The organism is Anaerobacillus sp. MEB173 (assembly GCF_052119505.1).
In the GTDB taxonomy this organism is placed as follows: Bacteria; Bacillota; Bacilli; order Bacillales; family JBJMAU01; genus JBJMAU01.
Genome location: NZ_JBJMAU010000005.1, coordinates 229,345 through 252,661, shown reverse-complemented (window position 1 = coordinate 252,661; position 23,317 = coordinate 229,345). Strand labels below are relative to the sequence as shown.

Below are 23,317 nucleotides of genomic sequence, written 5' to 3'. Positions count from 1 at the left end.
GGGGTTTTTTATTTGGCTCTGTTATCGTTTGATGTTGATTTTTGGCTCGTTCGTGTGAATTATTAAATTCACACGCCTTTCAGGTACTGAAAGGTTTGAAGGTTAGAATGAACTTGTAAAAGAAAATGTATTTTCTATTATAAGTTCATTCTAACCTTCATAAAACGAGCCAAAAATCAACATCAAACGATAACACAGCCTATAATTTTTTGATATTGTTCGAATCATGATAGAATAGTGAGTAGTTAATGATATGAGGTGAAGCAATTTGAATAAATTAGTATTAATTGATGGGAACAGTATTGCATATCGTGCCTTTTTTGCTCTTCCTTTATTAAATAATGATAAAGGTGTTTATACAAACGCAGTATACGGCTTTACGACAATGCTCTTAAAAGTCATTGAAGAAGAGAAGCCAACACATATGCTAGTTGCCTTTGATGCCGGTAAGACAACATTCCGTCATCAAACTTTTACAGAATATAAGGGTGGCAGGCAAAAAACACCGCCAGAACTATCTGAGCAGTTTCCGCTTATTCGTGAGCTTTTGGATGCGTTTCAAATTAAAAGATATGAAGTAGAGAATTATGAAGCAGATGATATTATTGGAACGCTCGCAAAAAAAGCGGAGCAAGATAACTGGGAAATTAAAGTCATTTCGGGGGACAAAGATTTGCTGCAGCTCGTAACTGATAAAACGACGGTTGCCCTGACCCGTAAAGGGATTTCGAATGTCGATACATATGATGAAAAGACAATTGACGAAACATACGGAATTACCCCGATACAAATTATTGATATGAAGGGATTGATGGGTGATAGTTCAGATAATATTCCCGGTGTTCCTGGAGTCGGTGAAAAAACAGCGCTGAAATTATTAAAACAATTCGGAACGGTCGAAAATGTATTAAATTCAATTGATGATGTTTCCGGGAAAAAGCTGAAAGAAAAGTTAGAAGAACATCGGGAACTGGCATTATTAAGTAAAGAGCTGGCAACAATTTGTGATCATGCCCCGGTTGAGGTGAATTTAGAGGAACTAGTCTTTACAAATTATGATGAACAACAGGTTAGTAAGCTATTTAAGGAACTGGGATTTAATTCTCTGTTAGACCGTTTTGGTGATGACTCAACACCGACAAGCGAAACTGAGTTAGAAAAACTAGACTTTGATATCTTAAGTGAGATAAAGGAAGAAATGTTAGTTTCCCCTTCATCGATCGTTGTCGAGGTGATCGATGAAAACTATCATGATGCTGATATTTTAGGTATTGCTATTGTGAACGAGAAAGGGCGTTATTACATTCCGACTGATGTGGCACTATCTTCAGATACATTTATAGAATGGGCAAAAAATCCAAAAGTGAAGAAAGCTGTGTTTGATGCAAAGAGGGCAATAGTAGCTCTTGGCTGGAAAGGTATTAGCATTGAAGGAATTGACTTTGATCTCCTTATTGCTTCATATCTGTTAGATCCTTCTGTTTCATCTCACGACATTGCTGATATCGCCGAACGTAATGGTCAACATGTTGTAAAGCATGATGAAGTGATTTACGGTAAAGGAGCAAAACGGGCAATACCTGAAGAAAGTGCATTGGCAGAGCACCTCGTTAGAAAAGCAAATGCATTGCATGAGTTGAAGAACGATTTCGAACAAAAGTTAAAGGAGAATAGTCAGTATACACTATTCACTGAACTTGAAATGCCCTTAACAATTATTTTAGGAATTATGGAAACGACTGGTGTTAAGGTTGACGTTGAAGAATTAACGGAGATGGGGAAAGACCTTGATCAAAAGTTAACGACGATCGAGGAAAATATTCACAATCTAGCAGGAACATCCTTTAATATAAATTCACCAAAACAGTTAGGTGAAATTCTATTTGAAAAGCTTTTGTTACCACCAGTCAAAAAGACGAAAACAGGCTATTCTACGTCGGCTGATGTGTTAGAAAAGCTGGAAGAAAAACATGAGATTATTCCAGAAATCCTTCATTATCGTCAACTTGGAAAGTTAAAATCAACATACATTGAAGGGCTGCTCAAGGTTGTTCATCCGAAAACAGGTAAAATTCATACAATGTTTAATCAGGCGCTTACACAAACAGGAAGATTGAGTTCAACTGAGCCAAATCTGCAAAACATTCCGATTCGCTTAGAAGAAGGCCGGAAAATACGCCATGCCTTTATCCCATCGGAACCAGGCTGGTCAATCTTTGCTGCTGATTATTCCCAAATTGAATTACGGGTACTCGCTCATATTGCCAAAGACGAAAAGCTAATTGAAGCCTTTAATAACGATAGGGATATTCATACACAAACAGCGATGGATGTATTTCATGTCTCAAATAAAGATGAAGTAACGTCCAATATGCGCCGCGCTGCAAAAGCAGTCAACTTTGGGATTGTCTATGGAATTAGTGATTATGGCCTTTCTCAGAATTTGGGAATTACACGAAAAGAAGCGGCACAGTTTATTGAGCGTTATTTAGAAAGTTACCCAGGGGTAAAAGATTATATGGAAACGATTGTGGAAAATGCGAGGGAAAATGGCTACGTAACAACGATGCTTAATCGTCGCCGATATCTTCCTGAGATTACAAGTCGTAACTTTAACCAGCGCAGTTTTGCGGAAAGAACAGCAATGAATACACCAATTCAAGGCAGTGCTGCCGATATTATTAAGCAAGCAATGGTTCAAATTGCAAAGCGCATTCAAGAGGAACAGTTAGAAACACGATTACTTCTACAAGTTCACGATGAATTAATCTTTGAAGTACCAGAAGCTGAATTAGAAAAAATAAAAACCATTGTACCAGAAGTAATGGAGCACGCTATGGAATTAAGCGTACCACTTAAAGTCGACTACTCCTACGGAAACACCTGGTACGATGCGAAATAGGAATTTAGTTTAGAGTTAAGAATGTAGAGTTTAGAGTTGTTTTAGTTTTTCATGGATGTTCTTAAAGATTTGCTGCGAAGGATTACTTACACTCACTATAAACTCTAAACTAAAAAAGGGGGTTTGAACGCGTTGCCGGAGTTACCTGAGGTTGAAACGGTTAAGAGGACGTTGCAGACGTTAGTTATAGGAAAAACAATTTCTGATGTGAAAATCTTTTGGCCGAAAATTATTAAACATCCTGACGATGCGGAACAGTTTCGTCAACTGTTAATTGGACAGCAAATTGAGGATATTGACCGCCGTGGGAAATTTTTAAAGTTTATTTTTCAGGATATTGTTCTTGTTTCTCATTTAAGGATGGAAGGACGATATGGGCTTTATCAAGAAGATGAACCGAGAAATAAGCATACACATGTTTGTTTTGTTTTTACGGATCATTCAGAGCTTCGTTATCAAGATGTTCGTAAGTTTGGAACAATGCATCTTTTTCCAAGAGGCACCGAGGAATCCCAACTTCCTTTATCACAATTAGGTGTTGAACCTTTTTCAGATCAATTTACCCCGGCATATTTAAAGAATATCCTGGCAAAAACGCACCGAAAAGTAAAAGTTGTTTTATTAGACCAAGCAAATGTTGTTGGGCTCGGGAATATATATGTTGATGAAGCATTATTTCAAGCGCGTATACATCCTGAGAGGAGTGCAAGTTCATTAAGTGATGCCGAAATTGATCGTCTCCATCAACAAATTAAAGTGACATTGCAAGAAGCGATCGATTTAGGTGGAAGCTCGATTAAATCCTATGTAAATGGACAGGGAGAAATGGGGATGTTTCAGCAACAGTTGTACGTCTATGGAAGAAAAGGAGAACCATGTAAAGTGTGCGAAACGATTTTGTTAAAAACTGTTGTTGGAGGCAGGGGGACGCATTTCTGTCCTAATTGCCAGACATCTTAGAAACAAAGTACGTTGGATAGGCTCCCGCCATATACTATCGTATCTGTTGGTGGAAGGAGCTTTTCACTATGGTAGAAACTCTCTCTTTATTACTATTAGCATTAGCGGTTAGTTTGGATAGTTTTGGTGTTGGTTTAACGTACGGTTTGCGAAAAATGAAACTGCCATTTAGATCGCTGCTTTTCATCGCTTCCTGTTCGGCTGTGTCGATCTTAATTGCGATGGGGTTTGGTAATATTGCCCAGTATTATCTTTCTCCGAAAACCGCTGAAACGATTGGCGGATTCATTTTGATTTCAATCGGACTTTGGGCATTGTACCAAGTATATCGTCCTGCAAAACGCGATAAAAAAACAAAGGATGATGATGTTATTGTCAGTTTTGAAATTAAGATGCTCGGAGTGGTTATCAGGATTTTACGTAAGCCGATGGTTGCTGACTTTGACAACTCAGGAACGATTACTGGAAGAGAAGCGTTTTTGCTTGGAGTAGCGCTATCTCTTGATGCTTTTGGTGCAGGTATTGGGGCAGCTCTTATTGGGTTTTCACCAATGTGGATGGCCATTAGTGTTGCGATAATGAGTGCCTTATGTGTAACAGTTGGAATGAAAAGCGGATATATCTTTTCAGATACACGCTGGGTTAAGAAATTTTCATTTGTGCCAGGGCTGCTATTAATTATACTAGGTGTATGGAAACTTTAATTAGCTGTAAGAGGAGAAGGAAATGACGATAATTGGTTTAACTGGTGGTATAGCAAGTGGTAAAAGTACTGTATCAAACATGATCATTGATTTAGAGATTCCATTAGTAGACGCAGACCAGGTAGCCAGAGACGTGGTCATGCCTGGTGAGCCTGCGTATAACGAAATCGTGTCACACTTTGGTGATCATATTCTTGAAGAAGATGGAACAATTAATCGGAAAAAGCTTGGAGAAGTCATATTCAACAATAAAGAACAACGTGAGGTATTAAATAAGATTGTTCACCCTGCAGTTCGAAGCGAAATGAGAGCACAGACAGAAGCGTATCAACAAGAAGGACACAAAACCATTGTCCTTGATATACCGCTTCTGTTTGAAAGTAAATTAACCTACTTAGTTGAAAAGACCATTCTTGTCTATGTTGATGAGGAAGTTCAATTGAAACGGTTAATGGAACGAGACCAATCAAGTGAACAAGAGGCACAGAGCAGAATAAGCTCACAATTACCGTTAAAAGAAAAAATATCGTTAGCAGACGAAGTTATTAACAATAACGGAACAATTGAAGAAACGAAAAATCAATTACGCACTATATTAAAAAAATGGAATGTTATCTAACCAAAAGCAAAGCTCATAATTGGAGCTTTGCTTTTTGGGTTGCATTAAAGAGAGATGTTGATTTTTGGCTCGTTTTATGGAAAGTCTGAAAGAACTCATAAAAGAAAATGAATTTTCTTTTATGAGTTCTTTCAAACTTTCCGACCTTTCAGTACCTGAAAGGCGTGTGAATTTAATAATTCACACGAACGAGCCAAAAATCAACATCACTCTTTAATGCACTTTCAACTTTCAACACTAAATAATATTCGAATTGCCTAATTATTTTTATTTTTAATGTTTTAGTAAAATTATTGTTCCTTCTTGAATATTATATGTTATACTATTTATAAATTAATGAGACATTTAGTATGACATAAATAATGTGTATTTAATGATTAGGAGGAATAACTACTATGAAGGTTAAAGTTGCTATTAACGGGTTTGGAAGAATTGGAAGAATGGTGTTTCGCAAAGCGATTCTTGATAATAAATTAGATGTTGTTGCTATAAATGCTAGTTATCCTGCAGAGACGTTAGCACACTTAATTAAATATGATAGTGTTCATGGCCCATTTATGGGAGAAGTTTCTCATGAAGAAGGAAAGTTAGTTGTAAATGGTAAAATTGTGAAGTTACTAAGTAATCGTGATCCAAAGCAATTACCGTGGAAAGAGCTTGGTGTTGACATTGTTATTGAAGCGACTGGAAAGTTCAAAACAAAGGAAACAGCTGGTTATCATATTGAAGCAGGAGCGAAAAAGGTTGTTATTACGGCTCCAGGAAAAAATGAAGATGTAACAATCGTAATGGGTGTTAATGAAGGCGATTACGATCATCAAAACCACCACGTTGTATCAAATGCATCGTGTACAACTAACTGTTTAGCACCTGTGGCAAAAGTTCTTGATGAAGAATTTGGAATCGAAACAGGTTTAATGACAACAGTTCACTCATACACTAATGATCAAAAGAATATTGATAACCCACATAAAGATTTAAGACGTGCGCGTTCTTGCGGTCAATCAATTATTCCTACATCTACAGGTGCTGCCAAAGCCTTATCGAAAGTATTACCACAACTTGATGGCAAAATGAATGGTATGGCGTTACGTGTACCAACTCCAAACGTATCGTTGGTTGATTTAGTTGTGAATGTGAACCGTGATGTAACAATTGAAGAAGTAAACAGTGCATTAGAAAACGCTTCAAAAGGTGCAATGAAAGGAATTCTTGGCTTTACAATGGAGCCATTAGTTTCAATTGACTTTAATGGTAATGAACATTCAACAGTAATCGATGGTTTATCAACGATGGTTATGGGCACTAGACAAATCAAAGTTTTAGCTTGGTACGATAATGAGTGGGGCTACTCTTGCCGTGTTGTTGACTTAGTAAACTACGTTGCAAATGGAATCCGTAAAGATTCGGAAATTAGTGTATCATAATTACTGAACTATGAATGTTTTTAAGTTAACTACGTAAGCTATAGAATATCGGTCAATTCCCCCTTAACAAAAATTTTTGTGAAGGGGGATTCAATTTATGGATACGATGGGTCGTCATGTCATTGCTGAATTATGGGGTTGTGATGTGGAAAAGTTGAATAATATCGGCTTTATTGAGCAACTCTTTGTCGATGCAGCCCTGCATGCAGGAGCAGAAATAAGAGAGGTAGCATTTCACAAGTTTGCACCACTTGGTGTTAGCGGTGTGGTCATTATTTCTGAATCACATCTAACTATTCACAGTTTCCCAGAACATGGGTATGCGAGTGTAGATGTGTATACATGCGGGGATCGAATTGATCCAAATGTTGCTTCAAATTATATTTCCGAAGCGCTTTGTGCAAAAACCAGTGAGGTTGTAGAAGTGCCAAGGGGAATGGGACCGATAAAAGTAGGGAAACCTATAGTTAAAGCATTATAATTAATGGAAGAAGAGGTGTAGTGATACATCTCTTTTTAATTTTTTAAAACATCTAGAAAAAACCTACAATAATTCTAAATTCTACATTCTAAATTCTACATTTTAATTGTTCCTTGTCACTCCATTCATTTTTCTATATTATTAAGCTAGAGAGTAAGAAGAGAAGGAATTATAGCAAATAATTGGGGATGATGTAATGCGATGTCCAACGTGTCAGCATAATGGGACGAGAGTACTTGATTCGCGTCCAAGTAATGAAGGGCGCTCAACAAGAAGACGGAGAGAATGTGAGGCATGTAATTTCCGTTTTACAACGTTTGAGGTTGTTGAGGAAACACCACTGATTGTTGTTAAGAAGAATGGGAATCGTGAAGAGTTTAGCCGTGAGAAGATACTTCACGGACTGATTCGAGCATGTGAAAAACGACCAGTACCATTAGAAAAGCTGGAGTCAATCGTCAATAATGTTGAAAAAGAACTTCGAAATAAAGGCGCTTCGGAAGTAGAGAGTCATGAAGTAGGAGAAATTGTCATGGATCATTTAGCCAAGGTTGATGACGTTGCCTATGTTCGATTTGCATCAGTGTACCGACAGTTTAAAGATATAAATGTGTTTATTAATGAATTAAAAGATTTACTGAATCGTGAAGGATCAAATAACTCTAAATGAAGAGCTTAAGACAATGTGCTTAATGCTCTTTTTTTACACGGTGAATTGTTTTGACAGAGAAGGTGAAGGTTATGACTAAATGGCATTGGAATGAGCTGCTTCCAGTTGATCGATATATTGTTCGAACCGTCGATCAGTTTTACGAATATGATCAAAAAGTATTAACACTGCTTTATCAGCCTTTGATTGGTGCGCTAGCTCATAGCCTCTATTTAACGTTATGGTCAGAGCTTGAAAGTGACCAATATTGGGGGGAGGAAGCAACGCATCGGAATCTGATCACATTAATGAATATACCATTAGACAAAATTTATGAAGAACGAAAGAAACTAGAAGGGATCGGGTTGTTAAAGACTTATAAAAAGAAAGATCAAGATGAGGTTGTCTACCTTTATGAGATGCATCCCCCAATGACGGCACATAAATTTTTTCATGATGATGTACTCAGTGTATATTTATATAATCGTCTTGGCAAAAAGAAGTATCTTCAAACAAGAGATCGTTTTTTAACTGAAAAGGTAAATAAAGAGGACTACCAAAATATTACCCTTGGATTTGATCATGTATTTTCATCACTGCACCATTCTGAAATTGTCGCAAATCATTATTCAGAGATGGGTGCTGCAATGAAAGTCGATCAAAATAAAGAGGTTATTCACCGTCCAGACAATGATCCGAAAACTTTTGATCTTGGAAGTTTTGATTTCGGGCTCTTAATTGCAGACTTGCCTCATTTTATTGATGAGGGCATAATAACAAATGAAGTAAAGGAAGCCATTGTACGTTTAGCTTTTGTGTATCGTGTTGAACCGTTAGAAATGAGCCGTATTCTTCAGCAGGCACTGCTTCATCATGATCAACTTGATCTCGAGGAGCTAAGAAAGAAAGTTCAGGACTGGTACCGTATCGAGCACGGAGGGGAACCACCTTCATTAGCTCTTAGGACACAACCTGCGCAATATCGTACTTTGGATCATAAAGAGCCTGTCACTGAGGAAGAACGTATGATTAAGATTTATGAAACCGAGTCACCGTTAACATTATTGGAAAGCAAAACCCCTGGTGCAAAAGTTCCATTAGAGGACGTAAAAATTGTAGAAAGCTTACTCATGGATTATAAATTACTGCCAGGTGTAGCAAATGTATTAATTGATTATGTCTTAATGACAACGGATATGAAGCTTCCAAAACAGTTTGTTCATAAGATTGCCGGGCACTGGTCTAGAAAGAAATTAAAAACGGTCAAAGAAGCAATGGAGTTTGCCAAACAGGAACATCAAAGTGTTCAAGAGTGGAAGCAGAACAAAGATAAAAAGAAACCGCAAAGTACTAATCAAATGAAATATGTTCGGAAAGATACATTACCAAAATGGTTCAAGGAAGAAGAAAAGAAAAAAGAAACAAATGAGAACAAGCAAAATAATGCAGACCTCAATAAAGAAAAACAACGGCTCGAGATGATGATAAGTAAGTTTAATAAGCAAAAAAGAAAGGAGGATTAAACAATGGAATCAATAAAAAAATCATTAAAAATGATCATGAATGAAGGAGAAATGAAAAATCAATATGAACTTTTAAAGTCACAATTAATTCATCATGATCGTATCAAGGAATACTTGCTGGCCCATCCTCATATTACAACTGACATTATTGAACGAAGCCTTCCTAAATTGTTTGAGTACAAAAATGAACTAGAGCACTGTGATCATTGTCCGGGATTAGGTCAGTGTCCTAATTTAATGAAAGGGTATCGTCCTGAACTTTACTTGGACCGGAACCGGATTGAACTCCGTTATGAACCGTGTGGTCAAAAAAGAAAACATGAGGAAAGAAAAAAACAACAATCAATGATCAAAAGCCTCTATATTCCAAAAGAAATCTTACATGCAACTTTTGAAAGCATCGATAAAGATGATGTGAGGTTTAATTCAATTGCCAAAGCCTTCGAATATGCAACAACGATAAAGCCTGGAGAGAGTGCTCAAGGCCTCTATTTCTACGGGAAATTTGGCGTCGGAAAAACATACCTTATGGGGGCAATTGCCAATACACTTGCTGATCGGAATATTGAAACACTTCTCGTCTATGTTCCAGATTTCTTTCGAGAGTTAAAGCAAGCAATATCCGATGGTTCATTTAATGACAAATTAGATATCGTGAAAAATGCTCCTGTTCTTATATTAGATGATATTGGAGCGGAAACGATGTCAAGCTGGACACGTGATGATGTGTTAGGAGTAATCCTTCAGCACCGAATGCTTGAGAGATTACCAACTCTCTATACGTCCAATTATGATTTCGATGAACTCGAAGAACATCTTTCTTATTCCCAAAAAGGTGGGATTGAGCAATTAAAAGCTAAGCGAATTATGGAGCGGATCAAGCACTTAACAATCCCGATTCAAATTGATGGCAGCAATCGCCGGGTAAAAGGAAATGAATATTTCTAGATTTTTACCAACAGCATAATCTACTAATTTGTGTTAGGATATAGAAGAGGCTTTACTATATAAAGATAAAAATGTTATGAAAGCTTGACAAGCTTATGCTTAGAAGATGGAGGTTCAGAGATGAGCATTGATCAAATTTTAGAACGTGCCCTTAAAGGGGAGCGTTTAGATGTAGCTGATGCCATTGCATTGTATAAAAGTGATGAAGTAGAAAAAATGGGCCATGTAGCAAATGAAATCATGAAAAAATGGCATCCTGATCCTGTCACTACTTTTGTCATCGGTCGAAATTTAAATTACACAAACTTTTGTGATACGTACTGTCGTTTTTGTGCATTTTACCGTCCTCCGGGTCATGAGGAAGGCTATGTGTTAGAGGATGAAGTCGTTTTTCAAAAAATACAAGAAACGATTGATGTTGGCGGGACAGAAATTTTAATGCAAGGTGGAACAAATCCAGATTTGCCATTAAGTTACTATACTGACTTACTCAAAAAGATTAAAGAACGGTTTGACATTACGATGCATTCATTTTCACCTGCTGAAATTTGGAAAATGGTTGAAGTGTCAGGGTTATCACTGGAAGAAGTTCTTACTCAATTAAAGGAAGCAGGTCTTGATTCTGTACCAGGCGGGGGAGCTGAAATTCTTGATGACCGTACAAGAAATCGAATTAGTAAGATCAAGACATCATGGCAGGACTGGATCGAATGCATGAAAATGGTTCGAAAAGTCGGCATGCACGGAACGGCTACCATGGTAATTGGTTTTGGAGAGACTGCTGAAGAACGAGCACTGCATTTACAAAGAATTCGTGATGCTCAGGATGAAGCAGAGTGCTTCTTAGCATTTATTTCTTGGACATTCCAACCGGATAACACGAATTTAAAAGGTGAAAAAACTACTCCTCGTGAGTACTTAAAGAACCTGGCAATTTCAAGAATCTTTATCGATAATATTCCTAACTTCCAATCTTCATGGGTAACGATGGGCCCAGAGGTTGGTAAGCAGTCATTATCATATGGCTGTAACGATTTTGGAAGTACAATGATGGAGGAAAATGTTGTGTCAGCAGCTGGAGCGACACATAAAGTTAATACAAATCAAATTTTAACTTTAATACGTGAAGCAGGAAAAGTCCCGGCACAACGTAATACGAAGTACGATATCCTTCGCGTATTTGATAATGAGGAAAAAGCCGAAAAAGATTTTGTTATGCAAAACTAACCTTCTTACTATAAATAACGTCTGTTCTGAACATGAAGTTCAGGATAGGCGTTTTTTTAGTTTAGAATTTAGAGTTGTTTGTGAGAATTTTCTTCGAAGCACTTCCCCCTGAGTTACCCACACCAATTTTACATTTTAAACTTTACATTACGCTTCGAAGATTTCCCCAAAGCCCTTAACTCTAAATTATAAACTCTAAACTCTACACTCTAAACTTTAAACTCCAATCATTATTTCCGAATTTGTCCCATATACATGTAATAGTAATGGGATTGTTAGGAGGGTGAGCACTTGATATCAATTCATTTTCATGAACAAATAGATTGTGAGATTATATATACTCAATTAAAATCTTACTTTGAAAAATATAATGATGTTGGATTAAAAGGTAGAGTTGAATCAGATGGTCAAATCATAACCATCTATTATGATAATCATACCGTTGATTTTTACGAGTCTTTTCAACCGTTACTCGTTAACGTCTTTACAAAGCATGTTATTAGCATGAAAGAGGATGAGTGGCTTCTTGATATTATTGAATCGATGTTTTACTTTGAAGATTATGAGGAGCAGAATCAAATTCTTTCAATTGCTAGATCAATTATTGAAGGAGATCATCAGGATTTAAGCCATTTTCATAATATATCCTCTAGGGAAAAAGTCATTTATCAGGCGTTTTCCAAATTTATTATAGAGGAAACAAACTTTTACTATGAATCGTTCTTAAAGTTTCGTCTAAAAGAGTATTATGAGCAATTAATAGAGACGGTAGGGCTTGCGATTGATGAATATTTACTTGAACAAGAATATCAGCATATGGTTGAAAATTTGCGGTGCTATCTAAAAACCTCCAAACCAATCTTCCCGGTGCTTCACATTTTACATGATCAGAAATTTTATTTTTTTAATGAAGACTTTCATATTCTTGAGCAAAAAGACATTGCTGCTTTTTATGATGAGGAGATTAAATTCGAAGAGGGCTTAAGTATCGGTCAGATTGTTATAAGTCCATTAGTCAGTTTAGCTCCCAAAAAAGTACATCTTTACACAGATGAAATTGATCATGGTGTTGTTCAGACAATCCAAAATATATTTGAAGAGCGTGTGACTGTTTTTTCCAAGCAAGATTTCTCAACTAAAGCCGGTAAAAACTATAAAATATAAATCGACACTTGATTTTACACAAATATATTTTTATAATACGTACATAGTTGAATTTATATCAAGTGTTGATGAGGACAAGAGTCACGTTTTTATCGTTTCAAAGAGAGGGAGGCCATTAGGCTGAGAGCTTCCTATCGAGGAATATGACTTACCACCTCTGAACTTCAGTAGGGAAAGATATGGATGTATTGATTAACTACTGACGGGAATAGACCGTTACTCTAATTCATGAGCCGTTACTGTCAATGTGACGGGAATGAGGGTGGAACCACGAGAATAACACTCGTCCCTTTTTACGGGATGAGTGTTTTTTGTTGTATTTCAAAATATTGGAAATAGGAGTGTAGAAAATGGAACAAATTCAAATTACGTTTCCTGATGGAGCAGTAAAAGAGTTTCCAAAGGGAGTTACAACGGAAGAAATTGCTGGATCAATTAGTCCAGGTCTAAAAAAGAAAGCAGTTGCTGGTAAAGTCGATGGCAAAGTCATTGATTTAAATCGTGCGATCGAAGCGGATGGGGCAATTGAAATTGTAACGCTTGATTCAGCAGATGGTCTAGAAGTGTATCGTCATAGTACTGCACACTTAATGGCACAAGCAATCAAACGTTTATATAAAGATGTCAAACTTGGTATCGGACCAGTGATTGAAAATGGCTTCTATTATGACATTGATATGCCTCATACTTTAACACCTGAAGACTTGCCTAAGATTGAAAAAGAAATGAAAAAAATCATTAACGAAAATCTGGAAATTAAGCGACGTGTTGTAACACGTGAAGAAGCATTAAAAATCTATGAAGACCTTGGCGATCATTTAAAAGTGGAATTAATTAATGACCTTCCTGAAGGTGAATTAATTACGATCTATGATCAAGGAGAATTCTTTGATCTTTGCCGTGGTCCGCACTTACCATCAACAGGAAAAATTAAAGCGATCAAATTAATGAATATCGCAGGTGCATACTGGCGCGGAAACAGCGACAATCAAATGCTTCAACGTATCTATGGAACAGCTTTTCCAAAGCAAGCTGAGCTTGATGAGTATCTCCACTTTATTGAAGAAGCACAAAAGCGCGATCACCGTAAATTAGCAAAAGAGCTTCAGCTATTCATGTTCTCTGAAGAATCACCAGGAATGCCGTTTTATTTGCCCAAAGGACAAATTGTTCGTACTGAGCTAGAGAATTTCTCACGTGAATTGCAGCGTAAAGCAGGTTACGATGAAGTTCGTACTCCATTTATGATGAACCAACGTCTATGGGAGCAATCCGGGCACTGGGATCATTACCATGAGAACATGTACTTCTCTGAAGTTGATGAAACAAAATTTGCAATGAAGCCAATGAACTGTCCGGGACATATGATGATTTTCAAAAATGAACTTCACTCATATCGCGACTTACCAATCCGTATGGCTGAATTTGGACAAGTTCACCGTCATGAGCTAAGCGGGGCATTAAATGGGATGCTTCGTGTTCGAACATTTACACAAGATGATGCGCATATTTTCGTAACACCAGGTCAGATTGAAGATGAAATTAAAGAAGTATTTGCTTTAATTGACAAAATTTACAGTACGTTTGGGTTTGATTACTCAGTTGAACTTTCAACTCGTCCGGAAAAATCAATGGGTAGCGATGAGCTATGGGAGCAGGCAGAAGGTTCACTTCGTAATGTACTAACAGATTTAGGCATTGATTATCACTTAAACGAAGGTGACGGGGCATTCTATGGTCCAAAGATTGACTTCCACATTAAAGATGCGTTAAAACGTAGTCACCAATGTGCGACAATTCAGCTTGACTTCCAAATGCCGGAGAAGTTTGATTTGACATATGTTGATGAAAATAACCAAAAGGTTCGTCCAGTTGTCATTCACCGTGCGATTTACGGTTCAATTGACCGTTTCTTTGGTATTTTAATCGAGCACTTTGCTGGAGCATTCCCAACATGGCTGGCTCCTGTACAAGCAGAGATCATTCCGGTAGCTGACATGCACTTAGACTATGCAAAAGAAGTTAAAGCAAAGCTTCTTGAAGCTGGTGTGCGTGTTCATATTGATACTCGCAATGAAAAAATGGGCTATAAAATCCGTGAAGCACAAATGCAAAAGATTCCATATGCATTAGTTCTTGGAGATAAAGAAATTGAAGAGACAGCAGTGAATGTTCGAAAATATGGAGAACAAAAATCAGAAACAGTAGGTCTTGATCAATTTATTGCTCAAATCACAGAAGAAATCGCGACACGCAGTCGTTCATAACAAATAAAAGCGTCTTGGTTAAGTAATACCAAGGCGCTTATTTGCGGGTGATAAAATTAATAATTAATAATTAATAATTTATAAATAAATTCGAAATAAGATGCTGTGTACTAGCATTATTTGTTTTGGGTATAAATCTGACGTTAGGAAGATTTGCAACCTCAACAAAGTTGAGGTGCTGGGATCAATGTTATTTTCATAGCGACAAATGCATTTTTCAGCTATGAAAATGACATTTGATCTCAGCATACCCAAAACGAATAATGCGGCAGTTTTCAGCTACCCATAAATAACCAGTAAAATAATTTTCAAAAAAGTATTGCGAAATGGTGTATTTTTCGATAAGATAAGAAAGTCATTAAGAGGATGTACAATGTTGTTGACTTGATTAACAACTTGTGTTATAGTTTTTTAGTAACTAAAAATGGGAAACAAAGCAAGCAGAAGCGCCCGCTTCTCACCTGATTGACGCAATAGGCAGTTGGCAGGTTTATGATTCAACTTTTCAGTGGAATTTTAGTGTGGGCGACGTATGCGCCGACGCTTTTTTTACGTCTAAATTATATTGCTTTGATCCGTTTTAATCCTTGGAGGTGGCTAACTATTAGTAAAGACATGATGGTCAATGAGGGCATTCGCGCCCGTGAAGTTCGTCTCATTGGTGCCAATGGAGATCAAATTGGAGTTAAATCAAAACAAGAAGCACTAGATATGGCTCAAAATGCAAATCTAGACTTAGTGATGGTTGCTCCGAATGCTAAACCGCCAGTATGCCGAATTATGGACTACGGAAAGTTTAGATATGAGCAGCAGAAGAAAGAAAAAGAAGCTCGTAAAAATCAAAAAGTCATCAATATTAAAGAGGTGCGTTTGAGCCCAACGATTGAAGACAACGATTTTCAAACGAAACTTCGTAATGCTAGAAAATTCCTTGAAAAGGGAGACAAAGTAAAAGCAGCGATCCGCTTTCGTGGACGTGCCATTACTCACTCTCAAATCGGGAAGGTAGTACTTGAGCGTTTAGCAAAAGAATGTGAGGATATTTCTACGATTGAAGCAAAACCAAAAATGGAAGGTCGTAGTATGTTCTTAATCTTAGCACCTAAAAACGAAAAGTAAGGGTCGATTAGCCCTTATTGGTATTAATTTTTGAAGGAGGAACATTCCATGCCAAAAATGAAAACTCACCGTGGCGCTGCAAAGCGTTTTAAAAGAACTGGATCTGGAAAGCTTAAACGTTCTCACGGTTTCACAAGTCACTTATTTGCAAACAAATCACAAAAGCAAAAGCGTAAGTTAAGAAAAGCTGCTATGGTTCATAGCGGAGACTTCAAACGTATTCGTTCATTATTAACGTACAAAAAATAATTCTGCTTAACAAAAACAATTTTGATTTTTGTTAAAGTTTGAGGAGGGAAACACGATGCCAAGAGTAAAAGGCGGTTATGTCGCTCGTCGTCGTCGTAAAAAGATTTTAAAGTTAGCTAAAGGTTATCATGGTTCAAAACATAGATTGTTTAAAACAGCACAAGGACAAGTAATGAAATCATTACTTTACGCTTATCGCGATCGTCGTCAAAAGAAACGCGATTTCCGTAAATTATGGATTACTCGTATCAATGCTGCTGCTCGTATGAACGGTCTTTCTTACAGCCGTTTAATGCACGGATTAAAAGTTGCAGAAATCAATGTTAACCGTAAAATGTTAGCAGATTTAGCTGTTAACGACGAAAAAGCATTTGCTGAATTAGCAGCAAAAGCTAAAGCAAGTCTTAACGCATAAGTTAAATAGTTACTAGAGAAGGTCACTCTTTTAGGAGAGTGGCCTTTATTATTTTACAAATAGGTGATTTTCTATGACAAATGCTTTTTTATTTACATATATAGTAATAGTTAATGGAATATGTATTGGAATCATGGGTGTTGATAAAGCGAAAGCCAAGAAAGGACAATGGCGAATATCTGAGGCAACGATGTTTATCTGGGCATTACTAGGAGGGGCAGCGGGGATTTATTTAGGTATGAAACTCTATCGACACAAAACAAAAAAGCTGAAATTTAAACTGTTCATGCCTCTGCTTTCTGTTGTTCAACTAGTTTTCATTGCAATAATCATAACGTCCTTTTAGAAGTCATAAAGTAGTAAAAGGAGGTGGTTAGGCTGGATGACATCTTAGACGAGGTACTTTTGTTTATTAAGCAAAGTGGCTGGCTTGCTCCGTTTTTCTTCATTCTTCTTCATATTTTACGCCAATTTCTATTTGTCCCAGTCGTGCTCATTTGTATAGTCGGTGGCTATTTATTTGGTGGTGTATATGGAACGATTTATTCCGTCATTGGCCTGACACTTACGAGTTTGATGTTTTATTTTATTGTCACATCTTTCCCGCTATGGCTAAACAAGCTAACAAAACTGAAAAGCCGTTGGTTTGGAAAGGAAGTGACATTAACACTTGGGCAAATTTCAATTTTGAGGTTATTACCATTTATGCACTTTCATCTGATCTCTCTCTGCATTATTGAACTCACTACAAATTTAAAAGAATATACAATACGATCCTTTATTACAAATATTCCTTTAGCATTTATTTATACTTCATTTGGTCATGTAATTGGCGAGTTAACGATTTATTCGATTATCGTCATGTTAATGGGGTTAGGTGCCTTGTTTTATCTATGCAGAAGAAAGTATACATTAATAAAATGGAAGACATTCTTCTCAACAACGATCGAAAAAACAAACGAACCCGTCTGAAAAAGCCGCTTAGATATCTAAGCGGCTTTAACTATTAATTTCAACTCTAAACTACTCATGGTTTTTCAAAAACTCTTTAACAGGGCTTTTCCACTCAATCGTTGCATTAGGGTAATAAATGAGGATTTCGCGTTCAATAAAGTAAAAATCTTCACGATCAAATCCTTGCAGCTTTGTTTGGTTTTTAGGCCAAATATAGATCGAGACCACTTCAAAAGCATTTTCAGTCGTCCCTAAATATTTCTCTCCTTCAAATAGCACTCCTTTATAAGTAATAAGGAAATTTTTACGAACGTTATCTTTTTCATCATGAAAATAAAATTGTTTTTTTTCATGTGCTAATTCTAATTTACGCTTCGGATTAACTAAATACTTAATCGTACAATAAACAAGAATAATAATAGCAATAATTAGTAAAAGGCGAAATAGGATCACTCCCACAACTGTACCTCCTATCGAAGAAACTATACTTATTTATATTGTATACGAAAAACGATTAAAAAAGTTTCATTCATATCAAAAATAAAAACTTTGTTGAATTTGGTATAATAAAAAATAAGATAATAAAGGTTGAGGAGAGAATAAAACAGTGAACTTAAATAAATTATTTACGATGCAAAGGATTTTAGACGAAAGAATTGTAGAAGAACATCAATTACATGGGAAAAACCTGGTTAATAAAAAAATTGTTGCTCTGCAGGTCGAAGTTGGCGAGTTGGCAAATGAAACACGCTGTTTTAAGTTTTGGAGCTTAAAACCCCCAGCAGAAGATCAAATTATTTTAGAGGAGTATGTAGACGGATTGCATTTCATTTTATCGATCGGGAATGATCTTGATTATAAGGTAACTGAGGTAGGAACAATTGAAGAGAATGGTGTCTCAGTCGTCGATCAGTTTTTGCAGGTTTTTGATTCCATCAATCAATTTTGGAAAGAACAAACAAGTGAAAGCTATGAACGATTATTTGTAAACTATGTATATTTAGGATCTTTGTTAGGCTTTACAAAAGAGAATATAGAAGAAGCATACGACGAGAAAAACAAAGTTAACCATGTGAGGCAGGATGAGGGGTATTAACATTTAATTAGGTAGACAGCAAAACAAAAAAAAATTATTATTTTACAAAAAGATACAAAATAATGGTAAAAAAAGCGCTCTCTTGATGATTCTCGGGCGCTTTTTTTCTTTTTCGACAAATTTGAATTGACTAAATTATTGAAAAATAATAGAATGAGAATGATTTATGAGAGATTAATAGTAGACATGGAGGTTACAACGTTGAGCACGATAACAGAATTGAAAAAAATAATTGCAGATGATCGAGTGACAACGAACGAGACAATTTTGGAGCAACACGGGAGAGATGAATCTTATCATACACCAAGTTTGCCTGATGTCGTTGTGTTTCCTGAAACGACTGAAGAGGTTAGTAAAATTGTTAAATATGCGAATGAAAATAGAATACCAGTTGTTCCTTTTGGACTAGGTACAAGTCTTGAAGGGCATGTCATCCCATATCAAGGTGGAATTTCAATTGATATGTCGTTAATGAACAAAGTATTAGAAGTAAGAGCTGAAGATTTTCTAGTAAAAGTTCAACCAGGTGTGACAAGATCACAGCTTAATAAAGAATTAAAAAAACATGGCTTGTTCTTTTCTGTAGATCCTGGGGCAGATGCCACGTTAGGTGGAATGGCTGCAACAAATGCGAGTGGGACAACTTCAGTCAAATACGGGATTATGCGTGATCAAGTACGGGATATGGAGGTTGTTCTCGCTGATGGTGAAGTAATTCATACGGGGGGATTAGCGGCGAAGTCATCATCAGGTTACCATCTAAACGGCTTATTTGTTGGTTCAGAAGGCACCCTAGGTATTTTTACTGAACTGACATTAAGAGTGTACGGGATCCCGGAAGTAATTATGGCAGCAAGAGCATCTTTTCCAACAGTTGAAAATGCTGTTCAAGCAGTAGTAGGAATTTTGTCTGCAGGTATTCCAATTGCCCGGGTTGAGCTTGTTGACGCACGCTCAATGAAACAGGTAAATCTTCACAGTGGCACATCTTATGATGAGAATCCGACATTATTTTTAGAATTTCATGGGAACGATGCTGGACTTAAACAAGATGTTAATTTTACAACAGAGATTGTTCATGAAGCTGGATGTCGTGATTTTAAATTTGAACTGGATTCAAAGGGCCGTGCACAGTTATGGGATGCCCGTCATGATTTAGCGTATGCCTTTATCCATGGAGCACCAGGCAAACGATTGATGGTTACCGATGTTAGTGTTCCTATTTCGGAACTAGCCGGAGCGATTGAAAATGCTCGTCAACAGATTGATAACATCGGATTAGATGGTGCTTTAGTCGGGCATGTCGGTGATGGTAATTTTCACGCATTAGTGATGATCGATTTAAGTGATGAAGAAGAGGTCAAGAAAGCACATGAATTGAATAGTCGCATTGTTGAATATGCACTAGAAAAAGGCGGAACGTGCACAGGTGAGCACGGGGTTGGTATTGGAAAAAGTAAATATCAACGAAGAGAACATGGGAATGCGATAGAAACAATGAAAGCATTGAAGCAAGCGCTTGATCCTAAAGGGATTATGAACCCTGGAAAAATTTTAGTAGACTGAGGGGGTGTTACGTTACGTTCAGTGGTAAGATATGTAGATTTTTAGATTTATAGTTTTTAAATAAAATATAAAAGGGGAGTAAATCATGAAGAAAAAGAATTTATTTTTAGTAGTAATGATATTAATCATTGGATTATTAGCAACTGCTTGTGGCGGTGGCGATCAACAATCATCAAATGAATCGGGTACAGACGATGCTGGACAAGCTGGCGGAGATGATACGGTTTATACATTACAAGCAGGACATTCACTTCCGGAAGACCATCCTTACACACTTGCATTTCAACAAATGGCTGACAATGTAAAGGAACGTACTGAAGGTCGTGTGCTTATTGAAATCTTTCCAAACAGTCAAATTGGAGCAGAACGTGAATTAACTGAAGGGTTAACGTTTGGAACTGTTGATTTAGTCGTTTCTTCAACTGCACCGGTTACGAACTTTGCACCAGAATTAGGTGTTCTTGACTTACCGTTCTTATTTAATGACCGCGAATCAGCGGTTAAAGTATTAGAAGAAACTGAAATTGGTGAAGAATTATTTGCCAGCTTAGAAAGTCAAGGAATTATCCCTTTATCATGGGGTGAGAATGGATTTAGACATATTACAAATGGAATTCGCCCAGTTGAAAAGCCAGAAGATTTAAATGGTTTAAAAATCCGTACTCAGGAAAATGAAATTCATTTAGCTGCTTTTCAGGCACTTGGAGCACAACCGACACCGATGGCATGGACAGAAGCTTTAACAGCTTTACAGCAAGGCGTAGTTGACGCTCAAGAGAATCCAGCGATTGTTGCTGATCAATTTAATCTTTTTGAAGCAAATCAGAAGTACATGACGTTAACTGGACACGTATATTCTGTAGCGATTTTTATGATGAGTCAAGATACGTATGACAAGTTACCTGAAGATCTGCGTGAAATTGTTGTAGATGAAGGACGTAAAGCTGGTTCATATGAAAGAGAACTAATTGTTGAAATGGAGCAAGAATCATTAGCAAAATTGCGTGAACAAGGAATGGAAATTATTGAAGATGTTGATGTTCAACCATTCCGTGAAGGTATTGCTGATGTTTTAGCTGGTTTTGAAAATCAAGATTTATTACAACGTATTTTAGAAGCACAATAATGGTTCACAAATGGGGGGAGATGTTCGCTCTCCCCATTTTATTTTTTTAGTAGAGAAGGGAAAAGAGATTAAGTAAAGAGATTTTTAAGAGGGTGAAAACGTTATGGGGAAAGCTATACATTATATGAATCTTTCAATCAAGTACCTATTAAATGTTATTTTAGTTACGTTAATTGTCGCTGTTTTTTGTCAGGTGCTATTTCGCTTTGTTTTAAACCAACCATTAGCTTGGACTGAAGAGCTTGCTCGATATTGTTTGGTTTGGATTACTTTTTTAGGAGCAGCCTTTGCGATGTCTAAGAAGGCTCATATTGGGATCGAGGTTTTTGTTAATCTATTACCTTCTGTATTAAGAAAGGCTTCTATCGTATTATCTACGCTCGTTTGTATAGGGTTCTTCTATATTTTAATTCAACAAGGGTTTTCGTTGTCTGAAAGATCAATGGCACAGCTTTCACCAGTATTACGACTTCCGATGGGAGCAGTTTATTCAGTAATACCAATTAGTGGCATTATTTTATCAATTAACCTTCTTCACATTACTTGGATAGAGCTTACGAAGAAGGAGGGTGTATAGTATGGCAACGCTATTATTTTTTATTCTTATTCTTTTATTTTTAATCAATGTTCCAGTTGCAATTGCACTTGGAATGTCAGCCACTTTAGTTTTTATTATTCAAGATTCTGTGCCAATTATTGCTGTTATGCAAAGGATGTTTAACTCAGTCGATTCCTTCCCATTATTAGCCATCCCATTTTTTATTTTGGCAGGTAAGCTAATGGAAAGTGGCGGGATTTCTAGACGACTGATTCACTTGGCAAATGTTATTTTTGGACGTGTCCGCGGTGGATTAGGGCTTGTTTCAATCATGGCATGTGCTTTCTTTGCAGCTATTTCAGGTTCAGCAGCAGCAACAACAGCAGCTGTCGGCTCACTACTTATACCGGCAATGGTCAAAAAGGGATATGATAAAAGTTTTGCAACCGCAATACAAGCAACAGGTGGTACTGTCGGAATTATGATTCCGCCAAGTGTTCCACTCGTGTTATTTGGGGTTATTGCCGGAGTTTCAATTAGCGATTTGTTTATCGCAGGAATTATTCCGGGACTGTTTGTTGTTGCATCATTAATGCTCCTTGTTTATTTTGTCTCTCTTGTTAAAGGATACGGTGGAGGAGAAAAGTTTGGTTTTAAGGACTTTTTATTAGCATTCAAGGATGCTTTTCTTGCCTTGTTAATGCCGGTTATTATTTTGGGCGGTATTTATGGTGGAGTCTTTACACCAACGGAGGCAGCCGTAGTCGCGGTAGTGTATGGTTTAATTGTCGGTCTGTTTATTTATCGAGAAATCAAGTGGAAAGATTTATCGGAAATCTTTTCATCATCAATTGTAATTACATCAGTGATCATGTTCATTATTGCGGGTGCATCAGCCTTTGGGTACTTTTTGACGAGGGAAAGAGTTCCGGCAAAAATGACGGAGATGATGTTAGGGGTTACAGATAATTGGATTATCGCTCTTTTAATTATCAATTTATTATTACTGGTTGTTGGAGTTTTCTTAGAGACTGCTGCAGCGATTATTATTTTAACGCCAATCCTTGTTCCAATCGCCCAAGCGATGGGGATTGATCTTGTCCACTTTGGAATTATCATGATTGTGAACTTAGCAATTGGATTTATTACACCACCCGTTGGGATTAACTTGTTTGTTGCCTCGAATATCGCAGGGACAAAGTTTGAAAGCCTGGTCCGAGCAATTATTCCGTTTATCATTATGATGATTGTCAATGTGTTAATTATTTCATTTATCCCAAGTATTAGTCTTTTCCTAGTTGGAAAATAATAGGATTTGGAGAAGGATTGAACTTACATTAGTAAGCATCAATCCTTTTTCTTTTTGGGCAGTTGTATTGTGTC

23 protein-coding genes and 2 other annotated features are annotated in these 23,317 nt (G+C 36.9%); of the genes, 22 read left to right on the top strand and 1 reads right to left on the bottom strand.

Annotation, left to right across the window (positions count from 1 at the left end; translation table 11 throughout):
* The first annotated feature begins 268 nt into the window (after positions 1–268).
* The 17 genes from polA (at position 269) to ACJ2A9_RS12955 (ending at position 17,626) form a co-directional block, all read left to right on the top strand.
* Positions 269–2,902 (top strand): DNA polymerase I, encoded by a 2,634-nt coding sequence (polA, locus tag ACJ2A9_RS13035; protein WP_441422099.1) that lies wholly within the window; start codon positions 269–271, stop codon positions 2,900–2,902.
* Positions 2,903–3,034: 132 nt separating this feature from the next.
* Positions 3,035–3,862, top strand: a complete 828-nt coding sequence (gene mutM, locus ACJ2A9_RS13030) for a DNA-formamidopyrimidine glycosylase (RefSeq protein ID WP_441422098.1) — start codon at positions 3,035–3,037, stop codon at positions 3,860–3,862.
* Positions 3,863–3,930: 68 nt separating this feature from the next.
* Positions 3,931–4,566 carry a sporulation membrane protein YtaF gene (gene ytaF, locus ACJ2A9_RS13025; RefSeq protein WP_441422097.1) on the top strand — a complete coding sequence of 212 codons (636 nt, stop codon included), beginning with the start codon at positions 3,931–3,933 and terminating at the stop codon, positions 4,564–4,566.
* A 22-nt stretch (positions 4,567–4,588) separates the two neighbouring features.
* Positions 4,589–5,185: a dephospho-CoA kinase gene (gene coaE, locus ACJ2A9_RS13020; RefSeq protein WP_441422096.1), complete on the top strand. Its 597-nt coding sequence runs from the start codon at positions 4,589–4,591 to the stop codon at positions 5,183–5,185.
* 395 nt (positions 5,186–5,580) lie between these two features.
* Positions 5,581–6,612 carry a glyceraldehyde-3-phosphate dehydrogenase gene (locus ACJ2A9_RS13015; protein ID WP_441422095.1) on the top strand — a complete coding sequence of 344 codons (1,032 nt, stop codon included), beginning with the start codon at positions 5,581–5,583 and terminating at the stop codon, positions 6,610–6,612.
* Positions 6,613–6,709: 97 nt separating this feature from the next.
* Positions 6,710–7,093 (top strand): adenosylmethionine decarboxylase, encoded by a 384-nt coding sequence (speD, locus tag ACJ2A9_RS13010; RefSeq protein WP_441422094.1) that lies wholly within the window; start codon positions 6,710–6,712, stop codon positions 7,091–7,093.
* Positions 7,094–7,289: 196 nt separating this feature from the next.
* The gene (nrdR, locus tag ACJ2A9_RS13005; RefSeq protein ID WP_441422093.1) at positions 7,290–7,763 is read left to right on the top strand and encodes a transcriptional regulator NrdR; all 474 of its coding nucleotides are present in this window, start codon (positions 7,290–7,292) and stop codon (positions 7,761–7,763) included.
* A 71-nt stretch (positions 7,764–7,834) separates the two neighbouring features.
* Positions 7,835–9,265: a replication initiation and membrane attachment family protein gene (locus tag ACJ2A9_RS13000; protein WP_441422092.1), complete on the top strand. Its 1,431-nt coding sequence runs from the start codon at positions 7,835–7,837 to the stop codon at positions 9,263–9,265.
* 3 nt (positions 9,266–9,268) lie between these two features.
* On the top strand, positions 9,269–10,213 hold the full coding sequence (gene dnaI, locus ACJ2A9_RS12995; protein ID WP_441422091.1) for a primosomal protein DnaI: 945 nt from the start codon (positions 9,269–9,271) through the stop codon (positions 10,211–10,213).
* Positions 10,214–10,333: 120 nt separating this feature from the next.
* Complete coding sequence (gene mqnC / locus ACJ2A9_RS12990; protein ID WP_441422090.1) at positions 10,334–11,440, top strand: cyclic dehypoxanthinyl futalosine synthase; 1,107 nt, start codon at positions 10,334–10,336, stop codon at positions 11,438–11,440.
* Positions 11,441–11,731: 291 nt separating this feature from the next.
* The gene (gene ytxC / locus ACJ2A9_RS12985) at positions 11,732–12,604 is read left to right on the top strand and encodes a putative sporulation protein YtxC (RefSeq protein ID WP_441422089.1); all 873 of its coding nucleotides are present in this window, start codon (positions 11,732–11,734) and stop codon (positions 12,602–12,604) included.
* Between the two features lie 56 nt (positions 12,605–12,660).
* Positions 12,661–12,898: a binding site (T-box leader), on the top strand.
* Between the two features lie 56 nt (positions 12,899–12,954).
* Entirely contained in the window at positions 12,955–14,871 is a 1,917-nt protein-coding gene (thrS, locus tag ACJ2A9_RS12980) for a threonine--tRNA ligase (RefSeq protein WP_441422088.1), read from the top strand.
* Between the two features lie 432 nt (positions 14,872–15,303).
* Positions 15,304–15,427, top strand: a sequence feature (ribosomal protein L20 leader region).
* A gap of 59 nt (positions 15,428–15,486) precedes the next feature.
* A complete protein-coding gene (infC, locus tag ACJ2A9_RS12975; RefSeq protein ID WP_441422191.1) occupies positions 15,487–15,990 on the top strand; it encodes a translation initiation factor IF-3 in 504 nt (167 codons plus the stop codon).
* A gap of 48 nt (positions 15,991–16,038) precedes the next feature.
* Positions 16,039–16,239 (top strand): 50S ribosomal protein L35, encoded by a 201-nt coding sequence (gene rpmI, locus ACJ2A9_RS12970; protein ID WP_441422087.1) that lies wholly within the window; start codon positions 16,039–16,041, stop codon positions 16,237–16,239.
* Positions 16,240–16,294: 55 nt separating this feature from the next.
* Positions 16,295–16,654, top strand: coding sequence for a 50S ribosomal protein L20 (gene rplT / locus ACJ2A9_RS12965; protein WP_441422086.1), 360 nt, complete (start codon positions 16,295–16,297; stop codon positions 16,652–16,654).
* 73 nt (positions 16,655–16,727) lie between these two features.
* The gene (locus ACJ2A9_RS12960) at positions 16,728–17,000 is read left to right on the top strand and encodes a DUF1294 domain-containing protein (protein WP_441422085.1); all 273 of its coding nucleotides are present in this window, start codon (positions 16,728–16,730) and stop codon (positions 16,998–17,000) included.
* A 59-nt stretch (positions 17,001–17,059) separates the two neighbouring features.
* Positions 17,060–17,626: a TVP38/TMEM64 family protein gene (locus ACJ2A9_RS12955; RefSeq protein ID WP_441422084.1), complete on the top strand. Its 567-nt coding sequence runs from the start codon at positions 17,060–17,062 to the stop codon at positions 17,624–17,626.
* A gap of 51 nt (positions 17,627–17,677) precedes the next feature.
* On the opposite strand, the gene ACJ2A9_RS12950 is transcribed toward ACJ2A9_RS12955, so the two are convergent.
* Complete coding sequence (locus ACJ2A9_RS12950) at positions 17,678–18,067, bottom strand: sigma-w pathway protein ysdB (RefSeq protein ID WP_441422083.1); 390 nt, start codon at positions 18,065–18,067, stop codon at positions 17,678–17,680.
* 148 nt (positions 18,068–18,215) lie between these two features.
* Between ACJ2A9_RS12950 and ACJ2A9_RS12945 the strand changes: the two genes are divergently transcribed.
* From ACJ2A9_RS12945 to ACJ2A9_RS12925, 5 genes are all read left to right on the top strand, one after another.
* The gene (locus ACJ2A9_RS12945; protein WP_441422082.1) at positions 18,216–18,704 is read left to right on the top strand and encodes a dUTP diphosphatase; all 489 of its coding nucleotides are present in this window, start codon (positions 18,216–18,218) and stop codon (positions 18,702–18,704) included.
* Positions 18,705–18,890: 186 nt separating this feature from the next.
* Entirely contained in the window at positions 18,891–20,270 is a 1,380-nt protein-coding gene (locus ACJ2A9_RS12940; protein WP_441422081.1) for an FAD-binding oxidoreductase, read from the top strand.
* 85 nt (positions 20,271–20,355) lie between these two features.
* Complete coding sequence (locus tag ACJ2A9_RS12935) at positions 20,356–21,396, top strand: DctP family TRAP transporter solute-binding subunit (protein ID WP_441422080.1); 1,041 nt, start codon at positions 20,356–20,358, stop codon at positions 21,394–21,396.
* A 103-nt stretch (positions 21,397–21,499) separates the two neighbouring features.
* Entirely contained in the window at positions 21,500–21,973 is a 474-nt protein-coding gene (locus tag ACJ2A9_RS12930; protein WP_441422079.1) for a TRAP transporter small permease, read from the top strand.
* Position 21,974: 1 nt separating this feature from the next.
* Positions 21,975–23,243, top strand: coding sequence for a TRAP transporter large permease (locus ACJ2A9_RS12925; RefSeq protein ID WP_441422078.1), 1,269 nt, complete (start codon positions 21,975–21,977; stop codon positions 23,241–23,243).
* The last annotated feature ends 74 nt before the right edge of the window (positions 23,244–23,317 follow it).